17 protein-coding genes are annotated in these 15736 nt (G+C 56.9%); 9 read left to right on the top strand and 8 right to left on the bottom strand.

All coding sequences use genetic code 11. From position 1 onward, the window contains the following. Nucleotides 1–20: 20 nt before the first annotated feature. The 8 genes from ACUN0G_RS11095 to ACUN0G_RS11060 all read right to left on the bottom strand — a co-directional run bounded on the left by ACUN0G_RS11095 (nucleotide 21) and on the right by ACUN0G_RS11060 (nucleotide 7746). Nucleotides 21–1241 carry a phosphoribosylanthranilate isomerase gene (locus ACUN0G_RS11095; RefSeq protein WP_445573384.1) on the bottom strand — a complete coding sequence of 407 codons (1221 nt, stop codon included), beginning with the start codon at nucleotides 1239–1241 and terminating at the stop codon, nucleotides 21–23. Further along, entirely contained in the window at nucleotides 1238–2293 is a 1056-nt protein-coding gene (trpD, locus tag ACUN0G_RS11090; RefSeq protein ID WP_445573383.1) for an anthranilate phosphoribosyltransferase, read from the bottom strand. Before trpD ends, ACUN0G_RS11095 begins: the two co-directional genes overlap by 4 nt. Then, complete coding sequence (locus tag ACUN0G_RS11085) at nucleotides 2290–2901, bottom strand: cysteine hydrolase family protein (RefSeq protein ID WP_058821782.1); 612 nt, start codon at nucleotides 2899–2901, stop codon at nucleotides 2290–2292. Before ACUN0G_RS11085 ends, trpD begins: the two co-directional genes overlap by 4 nt. 27 nt (nucleotides 2902–2928) lie before the next feature. Continuing rightward, entirely contained in the window at nucleotides 2929–3984 is a 1056-nt protein-coding gene (locus ACUN0G_RS11080; RefSeq protein ID WP_445573382.1) for an LLM class flavin-dependent oxidoreductase, read from the bottom strand. Between the two features lie 562 nt (nucleotides 3985–4546). After that, the gene (locus ACUN0G_RS11075; RefSeq protein ID WP_445573381.1) at nucleotides 4547–5170 is read right to left on the bottom strand and encodes a LysE family translocator; all 624 of its coding nucleotides are present in this window, start codon (nucleotides 5168–5170) and stop codon (nucleotides 4547–4549) included. A 33-nt stretch (nucleotides 5171–5203) separates the two neighbouring features. Continuing rightward, nucleotides 5204–5989 carry a class I SAM-dependent DNA methyltransferase gene (locus tag ACUN0G_RS11070; RefSeq protein WP_445573380.1) on the bottom strand — a complete coding sequence of 262 codons (786 nt, stop codon included), beginning with the start codon at nucleotides 5987–5989 and terminating at the stop codon, nucleotides 5204–5206. Beyond that, nucleotides 5986–6939 carry a hypothetical protein gene (locus tag ACUN0G_RS11065; RefSeq protein ID WP_445573379.1) on the bottom strand — a complete coding sequence of 318 codons (954 nt, stop codon included), beginning with the start codon at nucleotides 6937–6939 and terminating at the stop codon, nucleotides 5986–5988. Before ACUN0G_RS11065 ends, ACUN0G_RS11070 begins: the two co-directional genes overlap by 4 nt. Before the next feature lie 27 nt (nucleotides 6940–6966). Beyond that, nucleotides 6967–7746, bottom strand: coding sequence for a hypothetical protein (locus tag ACUN0G_RS11060; RefSeq protein ID WP_445573378.1), 780 nt, complete (start codon nucleotides 7744–7746; stop codon nucleotides 6967–6969). Between the two features lie 498 nt (nucleotides 7747–8244). On the opposite strand from ACUN0G_RS11060, the gene ACUN0G_RS11055 reads away from it, so the two are divergent. Genes ACUN0G_RS11055 through ACUN0G_RS11015 form a run of 9 tightly spaced genes read left to right on the top strand, consistent with a single transcriptional unit; the run spans nucleotide 8245 to nucleotide 15712 of the window. Beyond that, nucleotides 8245–8580 (top strand): integrative conjugative element protein, RAQPRD family, encoded by a 336-nt coding sequence (locus tag ACUN0G_RS11055; protein WP_058821789.1) that lies wholly within the window; start codon nucleotides 8245–8247, stop codon nucleotides 8578–8580. After that, a complete protein-coding gene (locus tag ACUN0G_RS11050; protein WP_058821790.1) occupies nucleotides 8577–8816 on the top strand; it encodes a TIGR03758 family integrating conjugative element protein in 240 nt (79 codons plus the stop codon). Before ACUN0G_RS11055 ends, ACUN0G_RS11050 begins: the two co-directional genes overlap by 4 nt. A 17-nt stretch (nucleotides 8817–8833) precedes the next feature. After that, nucleotides 8834–9205, top strand: a complete 372-nt coding sequence (locus ACUN0G_RS11045; RefSeq protein WP_201021322.1) for a TIGR03745 family integrating conjugative element membrane protein — start codon at nucleotides 8834–8836, stop codon at nucleotides 9203–9205. Nucleotides 9206–9212: 7 nt separating this feature from the next. Continuing rightward, the gene (locus ACUN0G_RS11040; RefSeq protein ID WP_445573377.1) at nucleotides 9213–9626 is read left to right on the top strand and encodes a TIGR03750 family conjugal transfer protein; all 414 of its coding nucleotides are present in this window, start codon (nucleotides 9213–9215) and stop codon (nucleotides 9624–9626) included. Beyond that, the gene (locus ACUN0G_RS11035; protein ID WP_016978885.1) at nucleotides 9623–10264 is read left to right on the top strand and encodes a PFL_4703 family integrating conjugative element protein; all 642 of its coding nucleotides are present in this window, start codon (nucleotides 9623–9625) and stop codon (nucleotides 10262–10264) included. The genes ACUN0G_RS11040 and ACUN0G_RS11035 overlap by 4 nt, the downstream gene beginning before the upstream one ends. Next, nucleotides 10261–11073: a TIGR03749 family integrating conjugative element protein gene (locus tag ACUN0G_RS11030; RefSeq protein ID WP_445573376.1), complete on the top strand. Its 813-nt coding sequence runs from the start codon at nucleotides 10261–10263 to the stop codon at nucleotides 11071–11073. Before ACUN0G_RS11035 ends, ACUN0G_RS11030 begins: the two co-directional genes overlap by 4 nt. Next, complete coding sequence (locus ACUN0G_RS11025) at nucleotides 11063–12580, top strand: TIGR03752 family integrating conjugative element protein (RefSeq protein WP_445573375.1); 1518 nt, start codon at nucleotides 11063–11065, stop codon at nucleotides 12578–12580. The genes ACUN0G_RS11030 and ACUN0G_RS11025 overlap by 11 nt, the downstream gene beginning before the upstream one ends. After that, on the top strand, nucleotides 12543–12959 hold the full coding sequence (locus ACUN0G_RS11020; RefSeq protein ID WP_445573374.1) for a TIGR03751 family conjugal transfer lipoprotein: 417 nt from the start codon (nucleotides 12543–12545) through the stop codon (nucleotides 12957–12959). Before ACUN0G_RS11025 ends, ACUN0G_RS11020 begins: the two co-directional genes overlap by 38 nt. Further along, nucleotides 12959–15712, top strand: a complete 2754-nt coding sequence (locus ACUN0G_RS11015) for a conjugative transfer ATPase (protein WP_445573373.1) — start codon at nucleotides 12959–12961, stop codon at nucleotides 15710–15712. The genes ACUN0G_RS11020 and ACUN0G_RS11015 overlap by 1 nt, the downstream gene beginning before the upstream one ends. Nucleotides 15713–15736: the final 24 nt, after the last annotated feature.

Here is a 15736-nt window from a genome sequence, read left to right as displayed (position 1 = left end):
TGCTCTCGCTCTTGCAGACGTTAATAGGCAACGCTGACTACGCTGGACGTGGCCCCGGACACTCGCACGCGAACCAGGGTCTTGACCTCTAGACCAGTGACATTGCGCACCCGCTCGACACCGGCGTAGTCGAGCTTCTCGGCCACACAGATAATCTGCTCGACATGCGCGCCTGCCCGCCGCACCGCCTCGATCAAACCGATGAGCGTGCCGCCGGTGCTGATCAGGTCATCGACAATCACCACACGATCACCGGGCTCGACGCCGTTGAGGTACAACTCGCCCGAAATGTACTCACAGTCGAAGCCGACCTTGACCTGTCCTTCGAGCCCCGACGGGTACCAACGCGCAATGCCAAAGGGCAGGCCACAGAGCAACGAGACCGCCGCCAGCAGCACACCGCCCTTGTCCTCCTCCCCCACCAGCTTCAACCCCGGGGAGAGGTCAGCCGCCTCGCACACCCGTTGCGCCGCCACGTGCAGCAACTGCGCCGAGGTCGCGGGTACCTGTTCGGTCAGCGAGTTGATCAGGAACTGCTTGCCGTTGACCTCCACCAGTGGCCGGTCATGGAAGGCGTCGCGCAGGATGTCGACTTCACCGAATGCCACCTTTTCCAGGGGTGGCTCCTGCCCCGCCATCTCGACCGCCGAGACAAAGGCGCGCATCTTGGCGCTGTCCTTGGTGGTGGCGGTTGCCGAGACGCCGCTGCTGACATCCACTCCGTCAGGGTTCAAGGCCTCCATCAGGTGCCGGACGTTGCTCACATTCAGGCCGCCGGCGACGATCACCGGGCGGGAAAAATGACGGCGTTGCAGCAGCTCCCAATCGAAACGCTGGCCCGTGCCACCGTCCTGCCCCTTAACGTAGGTGTCGAACAGATAGGCGCTCACCTGATAGCTATTGATCAGGTCAACATCCACTTCCGCGGCGACGCGAAAACCCTTGATCACGGGCTTATCGATCTGCTGGCAATACTCATTGCTCTCATGGCCCTGCAACTGGACCATCGAGATGCCCGAGCGCTTAATCGTATCCAGGACGACGGGCAACGGCTCATCGACAAATACGCCGACCGTGCTGATAAACGGCGGCAGCCGGCTGATGATCCCGCGCACCACGTCGGCACTGACCTGGCGCGGGCTCGGCGAAAAGACAAAACCCAGCGCATGGGCACCGGCACTCACGGCCGCCAATGCATCTTCCAGCGTGGTGATGCCGCAAATCTTGATGGTTGTTTTCATAATCCCTGCCCCAAAAATCCTTGAAAAACCTGATAGGCCTTGCCGCTATCAATGGCTGCGCGGGCCATGTGTGCACCTTCCAAGAAGCTCTCTGCCCTGGCGCTCAACACTAGCAGCGCGCTCGCCGCAATCACCACCGCATCGCTGCGGGGCCCTCGCTCGCCTTCGAGGATGGCGGTGCACAGTTGCGCGTTGCGCTGGGGGTCACCCCCGATGAGGTCCTGCATGCGGCAAGCGTCAACGCCGAAGTCACGCGGGTGCAGGCTGAACGTCTCGACGGTGCCGTGACGAACATGTGCGACCAGGGTTTCACCGACGCAACTGACCTCATCGAGACCATCGAGTCCGTGCACCACGAAGGCTTCTTCACGCCCAAGCCTTTGTAGGGTGTCGGCCATCAGCCCAAGCTGATTGGGTCGTGCGACGCCGATCAGCTGACGCTTGACGCCCGCCGGGTGAACCAGCGGGCCCGCCAGGTTGAAGACGCTGCGTACGCCGATCTCACGCCTGATCTCGCCGATACGCGGCGCAAACCGGTGAAAGCTGGCGGTGGCCACAAACGCGAAGTTGTATGCGGCGAGGTCTGCGCGGATTTGCTGCGCACTACTGCGTTGTTCAACATCCACCCCCAGTGCGGCAATCATGTCGCTGCTGCCACAGCGGCTGGTGACGCTGCGGTTGCCGTGCTTCACAACCGGCACGCCCACCGCAGCGGCGACGAAGGCCGCCGTGGTGGAAATATTGAACGTACCGGCCCGGTCACCGCCCGTTCCGCCGATATCGACCGCGTTGTCGAAGCCGGTCTGCAAGGGCGTACTGCGGCTCAAAATGGCATCCACCGCCCCGGCAATCTCGTCCGCCGTCTCACCTTTGCGACTCAGGGCAACCAGCGTGGCGGCAATTTGCAGGTCGCTGAACTGGCGGTCCAGAATGGCCTCGACCACCTGCTTCGTCTCCTGGCGGGTCAGATCGGCCCGCTCTTCCACCAACTGGCGAATCACCTGATGGTAATCGGCACACGGCAACTGGTTGGCGTCCTGTACCGCGCTCATGTCGATACCTCGCAGCTGTCACGCATGTGCTGCATGACCGACGCCAACGGCAGAACCCGGCCAAGCACATAACCGATATGTTCCAGCGCCGCCAGATGACGAGCCTCGCTGGTCCCTGCCACGCATTCATGCGGCACCCAGACCCGGTAATCCAGTTGCAAGGCGTCCTGGGCGGTGGCACGCACGCAAACATCCGTCGCCACGCCGGTCAACACCAAGGTATTAACGCCCAGGCCCTTGAGCAGCAAGTCCAGATCTGTGGCGAAGAAGCCGCTGTAACGGCGTTTCACCAGGACATAATCACTCTCGTGGGGGCGCAGTTCGTCGATGATCTCGATCCCCGGCGTACCCTCGACGCAATGCTCAGTTTCGCCGTACTCAAGCTCCAGCCCGAAGTCGACCTTCTGCTTGCGGTGTGATTCGCGGGTATAGATAACCGGGATCCCCAGCGTGCGGGCCAACTCGGCCAACTCGTGGATCAGCGGCACAATGGCGCCGGCGCCCTTGCAGGCGATGGGTGCGTCTTCGTCGACAAAATCGTGCTGCATATCGATCACCACCAACGCAATGTTGTGTGTGGCGTTGACCGTCGTGAAAGGTCGTTGCATGGAGCTCTCCCATTCCATTGAGATGAGTCAGAAATCGTTGGCGACTATCCCTGCCAGGGCGGCATAACTGTCTCGGGTAGCCGCCAGGTCATCCAGATGGTCGAAGCACATGATGTGCAATACGCCGAAACCGCCGGACTGTTCCTGCATGTCCTCGATCCGCTGCCTGACCGTTTCAGCCGAACCCAGGATCCAGCAATGCTGGGCGACGTACTCCACCGTCACATCGCTGTCGGGCACGTCGGGGTGATGCTTGAGCAACCCCAAGGCGTTGTTACCCGCCAGCATCGGCAGGTAGTCCTCGCGGAAATAACGCCCCATCTCACCGCCCACTGAACGACGCCAGGCCTCTTTATCGGTGTCGGCGACGAAGAACGGGCGGCTCACCCGCCACATGTCTCTTGACGGAGCAACACGTCCTGCCTCAAGCGCCCCACGCTCCACCGCCGCCCAATGGGTGTGCAGGTATTGGGGGGTGAAGCAAAAACTGATGGGGATCCAGCCATTGGCACCGGCAAGTGCCAGGGTGGGGGATGAGGCGGAGAGGCCAGTCACGCCAATCGGTGGGTAGGGCTGCTGGAATGGCTTGAGGTGGTAGCCGGAACATTTATCCATCTGGTCGGCGGGCCGCCGTACCGTCCAGTACTTGCCGCGATACTCAAAGGGGCCTTCGCTTTCCCAAAAGCGGGTCATGATCGCAATCGACTCGGCGGTCATCTCGCGATGCGCGCCAGACTTGTGATCAATGTTGAACATCTCAAGGTCGAGGTTAGTGCCGCTGGCCCCGATACCGACCATGAGGCGCCCTTCGGAAATATGGTCGAGCCAACTGATGCGATGCGCCAGCTCCGCAGGGTGATGGAAAGGCAACATAAAGGCCCCGGGAGCCAGTTTGATGCGCTTGGTTTTGAGAAAGGCTTGTGCGATCAACAGGTCGGGTGAAGGACAGGGTTCTGACGGCATCATGTAATGCTCGCCAATCCAGGCTTCTTCAAAACCGATGCGGTCCAGATATTCCAGCGTATCCAGATCGTGAAAATGGCCGTCGCGGATGGAGCGATGGCGCGGATGCGCCGGCATCATAAAAGCTCCCAACTTCATCAGGTGTACCCCCTTAGATCCGTCTATGGTTACCGCATCTACCCTAAAGCAATTTTTCGGCCAGCCTCATTCATCCGTCTCAGTTCAGAGGCACCGTCAACGATTGAAAACCGCAAAAAACCGTTGGAATCAATAAAATGAACGCGAAAAAAACAAACCCACCAAAACCCGCGATTCGGAGAGGATTTGTGTTGTTTTGCACACCAGAACGATACATTTAGTAACAATTTGTCAGGAGTAAGTGCATGGTTAACAGAGATGAAGAATAGGTTGGAACCTGAAGAGGTCCAAGCGAGCCCCCAGTCCGTTATCGACACCGAAAAGAGGTTCAAACACTCTGAAGACCACCTCCGAATCTAGTGAAATACGTGACCTACCTTCATTGATTACTCGTATGGCATCGATGCACCAAGTCGTTGGGCAGACTGATGACTCTGAACGATGCAGCTCGTTATGCCGTTCCTTTGCGACGGCATTTGAACGCTGGAGCATTTTGACGGCGTGATCGAGCAGCCTTCACTCGAATGTTGAATAGCTCACCAGGTTACGGGGGAGCGGAGAAAAAAAGCAGGCCTGCCATGACCAGCAAAATAACACCCGCAATACGATTTATAAGGCGGATGGTGACGGAATTGCTACGGGTATGAGTTTTGACCCATACCCCCGAATAGGCGTAGCAGCACGCGCAAAAAAACTCTACCAGGATGTAAATGCCCCCAAGGGTGATCAATTGCATGTCATACGCGATCCCTGGAACGATGAACTGCGGCAGGAATGCAGTAAAAAGCAAAAGCGCCTTAGGGTTGCTAGCGGCCACGAGAAACTCTTTGGTCGTCATGTCCGCCGTGCTCACAGCGTCTATCTCGCCATATTTTTCGGGGGGCGTCGAGAAGATAAGAATCCAAGAAATATATATGAGGTAAAGGGTACCGATAGCCTTGATAAATGAAAAAGCAAAGGGAGATTGTTTGAGTAACTCCCCCATTCCATACGCAACCAACAGAATCATAATAGCGAATGCGATAAAACGACCCACCAGACTCATGACTGTGGAAAAAAAACCCGCTTGCGTGCCGTGATTGAACGCGAGCAAATTGTTAGCGCCTGGGGTTATCGCAACCACAAACGCAGCGGGTGCAAAAGTGATCAGTTGTTGAAATGTGAGCAAGGGATATTTTCCTGAAGCAGCAGACGTGAACGGTCAGGCGGCTGACAGTGATTTCCTTCCAATGATGTAGTCATAGTAAATTTCATTGCCACCTACGCCATAACGGTGAAAAATTTTGCCGCGTTGCACATCAACAATATCCTCATCAGCGATCTTTTTGTCGATCCATTGATTTAGCGCGATGCACTCTGGATCCGGATCATTTGGCTTCACATGAAAAATGAACCATCCTCCCGCAGAGAGAAGTTCAAAAGCTTTTTCAAAACCTGCGACCGGTATGTGATTACCCCAGCCAGTAGCAGATGCGACACCAACGCAGTTCGGTTTAAAGGAGTTGATGGTGGACAAGCTCTCGTGGGAAAGATTGCAAAGGTCATCAACGATGTAGTCATTGTAGACAAAAGGCCGATCTCTCGCGGCAGCTTCCTGGGCTTCTTCTACGATATCCAATCCTATAATCTTCAGGCGCCTACTGTTATTGAGCAGGGCCTGCCCAAACGCCCCGGAACCAGCGCCTATTTCCAATACGCGCAATTCCTGTTCCTTTGAATGTTGATCAAGTAGCTGCTCGAACTTCTCTGCTAGCAGTGCTGGCGTACGACATCCGAGCATCCCGTAAATCATGGCGTCATACAAATTCGGGATCTTGTACATGGTTTTGTAGTCGTGCATCGAGTAGATCGCTTCCACACCTTCTACGACAGCTGAAAATCTCTCCTCAGACTGAATGTTAATGTTGCTGGAATGAACCGGTCGAATCGAATACTCCATTGCCAGCTTGCTATAGTCAGTGACCGGAAGATTTGCTTTTTCGTTCATTTCATACTCCTCGTGCGTTGGTAAATTTTCTCGTTCGTCTTGCTTAGCTGAAAAAAATAACGATGATTATGCCAAGGTAACTTGAAGCGACTCCAATTCTTTAATGTCCTAAAAAGTCCATCATCGGGCGCACTGTGCCAGAATTTATTACTATCATTCATATGGAAGTACGGACAAAAGAGCGAAATGACCAGCGTGATGCGAAATCCCTGAGTCACGGGAGTTACACCGTGAAAGATTTTTGAACCCTTAGTGAAGATAGCCTCACCTTTATTATGAAAGTCTGCAACTCTGATTTTTTCGTGGTGCTGTTCTATGCGAGGAACAAATGTCGCGGCCACGCCATCGTAGTAAAGAAAATTGCCTCCCATGTAGGTGGAGCTGTCGGTAAGGAGGATGGTCAGTACATAATCCATACCGTCGGTATGCCACTTTGCGACGTCCGGATTTTTCTCGGGGCGAGACGCGTCATGACGATAGTAATTAATTTGGACCGCCGCATCCGGATGTGGATGGAGTATCAAAGGTACGCCGGCAAGCGCTGACATATTGCATAGAAAGTCAGGACTATCGATTAGATCAGCGATAAATTGTGAGTGTTGTTGCGCCCCCCTTAACCGCCTGGAGACAATATGTGGATTACTCGGTGCTTTTTCTTCCAATCGTTGCGCAGTGGTTGAAAGGATATTGATACATTGATCAGTGAAGGGGCGGATCGGTCCAATATAGCCAAGATTATCAATGTGCCGCTCATGGCGATTGATATCGGACTGACTGTAACCGAGATCCAATAACGTGCGGCACAAGGTGACGTCGATTTTTGCATCGGATCGGTTGAAGGCATCGTCCCAGAGAGGTTCACCCTGCAGCCGGGAAGGTTCCGGATGTCTAGCTTTCAAAGACTTTACAAGCAGCGACAAGCCTTTTGACATACGTGGAATATCTTTCATGGCAATATCTCGAATGCGCTGTCGTATTCAGGAATGAATATTTTTGGCTCTCAAGTACGCTGGATACTGTCGGTTTACAACATCGTCGACCCAAGGCTGCACCACATCCTCAGGAAGGTCATCCTGTAGGAGGCGAAATAAAGTATTATCATCTTTCCAAGGTTGATGCTTTGAGCGTAATACCAGTACCAAAGTAATACGCTCAGACTCACTATTTATTTCTGCAGCGTGTAGTAAACAGCGACCTTGCAATAGAACACTCGCACCGACTTCCTGAGTTACTCGTATAATCTCATCTTCGGAGAACGGCGCCTGGAGCTCACCAAAACTTGATCGGGCAGAAGCGCTTCCCTTGTAGATCAAGGTGGCAGTATTGGTCTTGGCGCCATCGATATACAATGGAATAAGTTCTACCATCGCGGCCCCGTCCGTATGATAACCAATCGCCGGCTCGCCCCGTCGATAATAATTTATATGCGCCGCAGCGGTGGAAATAGGATAAGGTTCAAGCTCACAACCTGCCAACAGGGACAGGTATTCGAGCCTATACTTATTCAGCATCAGGCTTTCAATTTGGGGTATATGAACATGAGCTTTGCGCAAGTGCTTTAACGACAAAAACTTATTGCTTGCTATAGACTCTAGCTTAAGGGCTTCGTCCAAGATACCCCTTAATAGTGCAGGGTCGTAGCAGTTTTTGAATTGTGCAAAGCCAAGCGTTGAAATAGCTCGATCAGAAGGGAAATTTCCGATGATGCTTTCCAAGCTCATCGCGCTTAATAATCTGCTACTATTCAATGCAATCAAAATTATACCTTCCTTGGCATCAGTATTAAATTAAAACCAACAGAACATATCAGCACATCTTTGATGATAAGCCTAACTCTGTTATGTATCGAATATATTAACCAGCATCGCTTAATTGCGATGAAGTAATATTTAGCCCATGCGATTGGACAGGTCAAGGGAACCTGACAAATGGCAATCAATGTGCGTGGTACTTGGGTCATCAAGCTAAACTCATGCGCCGTCATGTACCAACGTCTTCAACCGATTGGCATCTATTCGTAAATAGATAAGCACAGCGCGGCCTTACCGCCGAACGGAGGTGCGACCGGCGCAGCTCAAGTGCTGACGCGCCTATCTTGGGATTGGTTGCGAGCCAAATGGCGTTTATACGGATCACTGCTACAGGGCTCGCAAGAAAGCGCATTCCATAAATGTGATCCATCACACCTCAGGTTTCTTACGGAAAATTTCACCCTCTAGCTTGATTCTGCTCCCAGATCCATAAGGGCTAGCATCATGCCAATTACCACCTTCCGCAGCTTGTTTTTGCTATCGCTGGTTATCGTCCATGGCAGCAGCTATGCCGCGTCTGATCGGGAGCAGGATCAGTTCAGCCAAGTCCAGCAGCAGCTCGATATTATCGAACGCCTTGTAACGCAAGCTGAGGCAGCCAGCACGTTCGAACCCGACGATCGCTATCGCTTCGACTATCCCCGCCTAATTCAAGACATTCAGCGCATTCGTCAAGGCGTACGGGACTATCTATCCCCCTCCCGCGCCCAACCCCGTGATCCCACCGATTTGGTCGGCAATTACCGCCTCGACACTACGCCCGCAGAGCCTTCGCCATGAGCATGACTGACGCCCAAATCGCAGCGTTTCAGAATGCCTCCGGTTTCTCGGCACAGAACAGTTCCACGCTGTGGCTATCCCTGGTTCTCGTCCTGGTTTTGCTTTGGTGTGCCTGGGTGATGTGGACGGCTTACCGGGGTTGGGCCGCCGGCAGTGTGCGCTTTGGGGCCTTCGGCGGCAGCGCCGTGCGCGTCTTGCTCGCCCTGCTCCTACTGATGTTCTTCACCCTGTCCTAATCCAGGAGATCGCCGCCATGCTCAAGTGCTTAGTCCCCCTGAAAAACAATCTGCGTGATCGCGCGAGCCAGCGCTTGATCGGCCTGTTGCTGGTGCTTGGTCCGAGCCTGGCCTTTGCCCAATTACCCACCATGGAAGCCCCTTCGCGCGGCGAAGGATCCGGGTTGATCGAGACCATAAAAAACTATGCCTACGACGGCGGCATCCTGCTCGGTCTGCTCATCGCCCTGCTCGCTTTTCTCGGTGTGGCCTGGCATTCCCTGACCGTGTATGCCGACGTGCAGAATCAGCGCAAGACCTGGAAGGACCTCGGCGCGGTGGTCGGTATTGGAGCACTGTTGGTGGTGATCATCATCTGGTTCCTGACCAAGGCTGCCGCAATTCTGTGAGGTGGGCATGAACGACACTATCGAACGTCTTGCTGACGGCACCTTGGTCTTTCTACCGGAGCGACTCAATCGTGATCCCGCCGTATTGCGCGGTTTGACCAATGATGAGATGTGGGTAGCGCTTGGCACCGGCGCCGTCATTGGCCTGCTGTTGGGCGTTCCTCTGGCAATCGCCACCGCCTCCATTGCCGTGGCACCGACCAGCATGATCGCAAGCATGGCAGTGGTGTTATTTGCCGGTGGCACGCTACTGCGTCGGGCCAAACGGGCCCGCCCCGAGACCTGGCTGTACCGCAAGCTCGAATGGATACTCGTCAGCCGTTGGCGCCTGAGTCGCGGGAGTTTGATCCTTCACTCCGGCGGCTGGACGGTTCGCCGTTCGCGTCGACTGCGCCCTGCCCTGTCCCGGTGGCAGCCATGAGTCGTTTTCGGAACAAGGTGGATGCCCAACAGGCCCATATCTTCAGCCTGCGTCTGGCGGTAATGATCCTTGCCCTGGTCTGTGCCGGGCTCTGGTACGGCTGGCGCTCGGCACCGACCGATCTAACCGTGCATGTACCACCGGATCTGCGCTCGGGCAGCACTCGCAAGTGGTGGGATATCCCCTCAGAGAATGTCTATGCCTTTGCCCTGTACATCTTTGGTCAGCTCAACCGCTGGCCCTCGGATGGCGAGCAGGATTATCGCCGCGCTATCTATGGCTTGCAGTCCTACCTGACACCCGCCTGCAAGGCCTTCCTCGATGGCGACTACGAGTACCGCAAGGCCGCCGGCGAACTGCGCCAGCGGGTGCGTGGCGTCTACGAAATTCTGGGCCGAGGCTACAGCGAAGATCCTGAACTCAGGGTCAAGCAACTCGACCGCGACAGCTGGCTGGTCAAGCTCGACCTCAACGCCGATGAGTATTACGCCGCCGAACCGGTGAAACGGGTGGTGGTGCGTTATCCATTACGCGTGGTGCGTTTTGATCTGGACCCCGAACGCAATAAGTGGGGGCTGGCACTGGATTGTTATCAGGGCACTCCCCAAAAAATCTCCCTGCCTGGAGGTGAGCCATGAAGCGGATTTCTACCCTGGGACTCGCCGTCGCACTGACTACATGGGGAGCTGTAGCGCAGGCCGTCGAACTGATGCACTGGGAACGCCTCCCCCTCGCGGTCCCTCTGGTGATCAATCAGGAACGGGTGGTCTTTATCGATGAGGATGTTCGAGTCGGCGTGCCCTCAACCCTGACGGGCAAGCTGCGCGTGCAATCAACCGGCGGCACGCTGTACCTGCGAGCGTCGGAAGCCATTGCACCGACCCGACTGCAACTGCAATCGGTCACGACGGGCGAGATCATCCTCCTGGATATCGCGGCCACCCCTGGCGATCAACCGCTGGAGCCCGTGCGTATTCTCAAGAATGCTCCGGTGCAGGCTACCGAGGCGGAATCGAGCACCGCACCTATTCCAGAACGTACGCCGATCCCGGTCGCTTTGACGCGCTACGCCGCACAGAGCCTGTACGCGCCGCTGCGCACCGTAGAATCCCTACCCGGCGTACGCCGCGTACCGCTCAAGCTGCGCACGGAACTGCCGACCCTGCTGCCGACCGAAAACGTGTCCAGCACGCCCATCGCCGCCTGGCGACTCGGTGATTACTGGGTGACGGCGGTGAAGTTGCGCAATCGTGGTTCAGAGACGGTGCAACTCGACCCGCGTCGGCTTCAGGCCCAGCTGTTCGCCACGGCCTTCCAGCATGCTTTCCTCGGGCCTGTCGGCAGTGCTGAAGACACCACGATAGCCTACCTCGTCACTCGCGGTGCCGGTCTCGAACACGCCGTGCTGCTCCCACCCGTTACGCGAGGTGCTGACGATGAAAGCTAACGCCTTGCTCAAATGGCTGGTACCGGCTGCGCTGCTGGCCGTGGTGCTGATCATCCTGAAAAGCTGGGTCGCTGGCGGCAGCACGCCCTCTCCAGAGAACCCAGTTGATCAGGGCAACATTCAGTTATCCGCCGAGCAGGCCAAGTCGCTTGGCATTGCTGGCGACACTCCACGAGATACGGTCGCCACCCTGATCGGTCAAGTAAAGGCCATGCGCAGCGACATGCTCGGTTTGAAGAAACACAATGACTCACTGCAGACGGAAAACAACCGCCTGCGCGAGCGGGAAAACAGTGTCGATTCGCGTATCCAGACGGCGCTTGGCAGTGTGACCCAGCAGGTCGACGAAGGCCGCCGACAAGCCAACGAGGCCCGACTCAAAGCGGAACAAGACAGTCGCCAGGCTCGCGGTCTGCTGACGCAATTGCAGGATCAGTTGTCGGGGCTGACCGGCAAAGGCAAGGATATGCCGATCGGATTGGGGCTTGAGCCTGGCGATGGGGCCCAGTTCGACGGGCAGCATCCTGCCAATGATGCGCTGCAGTGGATTGAACCCTCGGATGCTCCGTCCACCGACGCCCAAGGCAAAACCAAGACCTCCTCCGCACTGAGTCTGCCTACCGCTTTCAACTCACTGGAGGGCTTGAAAGATAACGCTATTGATCGCAGCCAGAAGCAGCTACGTGCAGTCACTAAGGGTGAGCCTGACCTGACGCGATCCGTTGATCGTACCGAAGGCGCGAAGCAGATCTACACCATTCCCGAAAACGCCACGCTGATGGGATCGGTCGCCATGACTGCGCTGATTGGCAGAGTCCCCGTGGACGGCACAGTGAACGATCCCTATCCCTTTAAGGTACTGGTCGGTCCGGAGAACCTGACGGCCAACGGCATCGACCTGCCGGACGTCGCGGGTGCCGTGATGAGCGGCACGGCGTCCGGGGACTGGACCCTGTCTTGCGTACGCGGACAGGTCGAGTCGATCACCTTTGTGTTCACCGATGGCACCATCCGCACGGTGCCTCAACCGAAGGCGGTAGCCAGCCGCAATGCCTCCACCACCCAGAGTTCAAGCACCGACAAAATCCGCGGTGGCCTCGGTTATCTATCCGATCCGTATGGCATTCCTTGCATCGCCGGCGAGCGCCGCTCGAACGCCCAACAGTACATCGGCAGCCAGAGCCTCATCACTGCGGCCGGCGCGGGTGTCGCCGCCTTGCTCGGGGATGAGCAGAACAACAGCAGCGTGATCAGTTCGGGCGGTAGTACGCTCGGGGTTACCAACAGCACGGGCAACAGCGCGCTGAATTCAATTCTCAGTGGTGGGGTCAGCGACATCCGCGAGTGGGTCAACAAACTGTATGGCGAGGCCTTTGCTGCCGTGTACGTGCCACCGGCCGCACAGGTCGCGCTGCACCTCGACCATGAGATCACCATCGACTACGAGCCCAAGGGCCGGAGCGTTCGCCATGAAAAAGACCATGCCTCTCTACCTGACCTGGATTAGCGTGTTCTGCTGGGTCTTGGCGGGGTGCGCCACCGACAAGGAAACGCTGCTGCCCCATGGCGAGCAAACCATGCTGGACGTCTGGAATGACGCCGGTTCGCAAGGCACTCAGCAGCAACTGCTGGATGCTCGGCAGCAGTTACGCCGTCCGCTGGCCCAGACAGATGTCTCCGCGGCTCTCCAAGAACCGTACACGCGTACAGCGGCGAACGAGATCCGCAACCTGTTCCCTCGCCTGCCCAATCCCGATCTGGTGCTGTACGTGTATCCGCATTTGAGTGGTACCGAACAGGCACCGGTCCCGGGTTACTCGACTGTCTTTCCGTTTTACCAACGGGTGCAGTACGCATTACCTGGTGAACGTCAGGAAGACTTGTAGTGCGTAGCGGCGATTCGAGGAACCACACTGCCGCGTGGAAAGCTTGGCGCAATCCATTGCGCCATCGCGCCACCTTGGCCGAGGAAGCCGCACTCTACGCGCATAACCCCAGCTTCACTGACCACCTGCCGTGGGTCGAATACCTCGATACCGAACAGTGTTTTCTGCTCGATGACAATCGCTCGGTGGGCGCGGTATTCGAGTTACTGCCCATCGGCACCGAAGGGCGCGAACCCGATTGGCTGATGGCAGCCCGCGATGCCATCGAGGATGCCCTGCAGGACAGCTTTGACGAGCTGGATCAAGCGCCTTGGGTGGCGCAGTTTTTCTGTCAGGACGACAACGACTTCACCCCCTACCTGAACCGGCTGACTGGCTATGTTCGGGACAGTGCGCGAGGCACGGTGTTCACCCAAACGTACCTGGAACTTACTCGCCGACATCTGAAGGCCATCGCCAAGCCCGGTGGTCTGTTTGAGGATAAGGTAGTGACGCGCCTGCCCTGGCGTGGCAATAACCGACGGGTGCGCCTGGTGGTCTATCGCTGGCTTGAGTCTGACGCCGAGGAGACTGGACTCACTCCGGTGCAATCCCTCCAACAGGCTTGCGAACGAATCGGTGCCTCGCTACAAGCATGCGGGGTGCAATCGACGCGAGTCGATGGCCAAGGTTTGTATGCCTGGTTGTTGCCCTGGTTCAATCCGGCACCCAGGCTCACCGATGAATCGCCCGAGGATTTCTACCGCCGCGTGGCCTATCCGGATTCAGGCGACGGTGAGTCGCTGGAACTACCCTTTGATCATGACTTCGCCGAGCGGCTGTTCTTTAACGAGCCGAGTTCAGATGTCCAACGCGGACTCTGGTTTTTCGATGATCAGCCTCATCGGGTGATGGTGGTGGACAAGCTGCGGCGGGCACCGTTGATTGGTCAACTCACCGGCGAAACCCGCAAGGGCGACGCGGTGAATGCCCTGTTCGACCAGTTGCCTGAGGGCACGGTGATGAGTCTGACCCTGGTGGTCAAACCTCAGGATGTGCTCGAAGACCAGTTGAACCGCCTGGCGCGCAAAGCCATCGGTGAAAACCTGGCCTCGACCCAGACTCGTCAGGATGTCGAAGAGGCTCGTGCAATCATCGGTCGCCAGCACAAGCTGTACCGCGGCACCTTGGCGTTCTACCTGCGCGGTCACGATGAACAGCAATTGCACCAGCGCTCGGTCAGCCTTGCTAACGCACTGTTAGGTGCCGGTCTGCAGCCGGTGCGCGAAGGCGACGAGGTCGCGGCCTGCAACAGCTACCTGCGTTGGTTGCCGATGGCTTACAACCCGGCCCGCGACACGCGAAACTGGTACACCCGCCTGATGTTTGCCCAGCACCTGGCGAATCTGGTTCCGGTCTGGGGCCGCAGCACCGGCACCGGCCACCCGGGCATCACCCTGTTCAACCGCGGCGGCTCGCCATTGAGCTTCGACCCATTGTCACGCCTGGATCGGGCCATGAACGGTCATCTGCTGTTGTTCGGCCCCACCGGCGCCGGCAAGTCGGCCACCCTGGTCACCCTACTGATGCAGGTCATGGCGGTGTACCGCCCTCGCCTGTTTATCGTCGAGGCCGGCAACTCATTCGGCTTGCAGGGCGACTACTTCGCGACACAAGGTCTCTCGGTCAACAAGGTCCAATTGAAACCTGGCGCCTCCGTCAGCCTCGCCCCGTTCGCCGATGCTTGGCGCCTGATCGAGCAGCCGGATCAGGTGGCGAGTCTGTCGATCGATGAGCTGGACGATGAGGTGGTAACCAGTCGCGAAGACCAGCGTGATGTTCTCGGCGAACTGGAAATCACTGCCCGTCTGATGATCACCGGAGGCGAGGCCAAAGAAGAGGCGCGCCTGAGTCGAGCCGATCGCAGCTTGATCCGCGAGTGCATTCTCGATGCGGCGCAGACCTGCGTCGCGGCGGGTCGCCAGGTACTGACCCGCAACGTGCGCGACGCCTTGCTGGGCGTCGCCGCCGATCCGCACTTGCCAGAGAAACGTCGCGAGCGTGCCCAGGAAATGGGCGAGTCCATCGACCTATTTTGCCAGGGTTTCGAGGGTGAACTGTTCGATCGCGAAGGCACGCCTTGGCCCGAGAGCGATGTGACTATTGTCGATCTCGCCACTTACGCTCGCGAAGGCTACGAGGCCCAGATGTCCATCAGCTACATCAGCCTGATGAACACCGTGAACAATCTGGCCGAGCGCGACCAGTACCTGGGCCGACCGATCATCATGGTCACCGACGAGGGCCATATCATCACCAAGAACCCGCTGCTGGCGCCATTCGTGGTCAAGGGGACGAAGATGTGGCGCAAGCTCGGCGCTTGGTTCTGGCTGGCCACACAAAACCTTGCCGACTTCCCCGCTGCTGCGCAGACCATGCTCAACATGATCGAATGGTGGATTTGTTTGAACATGCCGCCCTCAGAAATCGAAGAGATCGCTCGCTTCAAGAAGCTCACGCCGGCACAGAAAGCCCTGTTGCTCTCCGCCAACAAAGAACCAGGTAAATACACCGAAGGGGTCGTGCTGTCGAAGAAACTCGAGACGCTATTTCGAGCCGTGCCACCCAGTCTTTACCTAGCCCTCGCCATGACGGAACCCGAGGAAAAAGCTGAACGCTGGAAGTTAATGCAGGAATACCAGTATTCTGAATTGGAGGCAGCTTATCGGGTATCTGAACGCATTGATCAGGCCCGTGGAATAGAGCCAGGGTAAGGTGGGAAGTGCATCCGGTGTTGA

The organism is Pseudomonas sp. 32A, from assembly GCF_052682255.1.
This window is presented reverse-complemented; position numbering and strand designations above follow the sequence as displayed.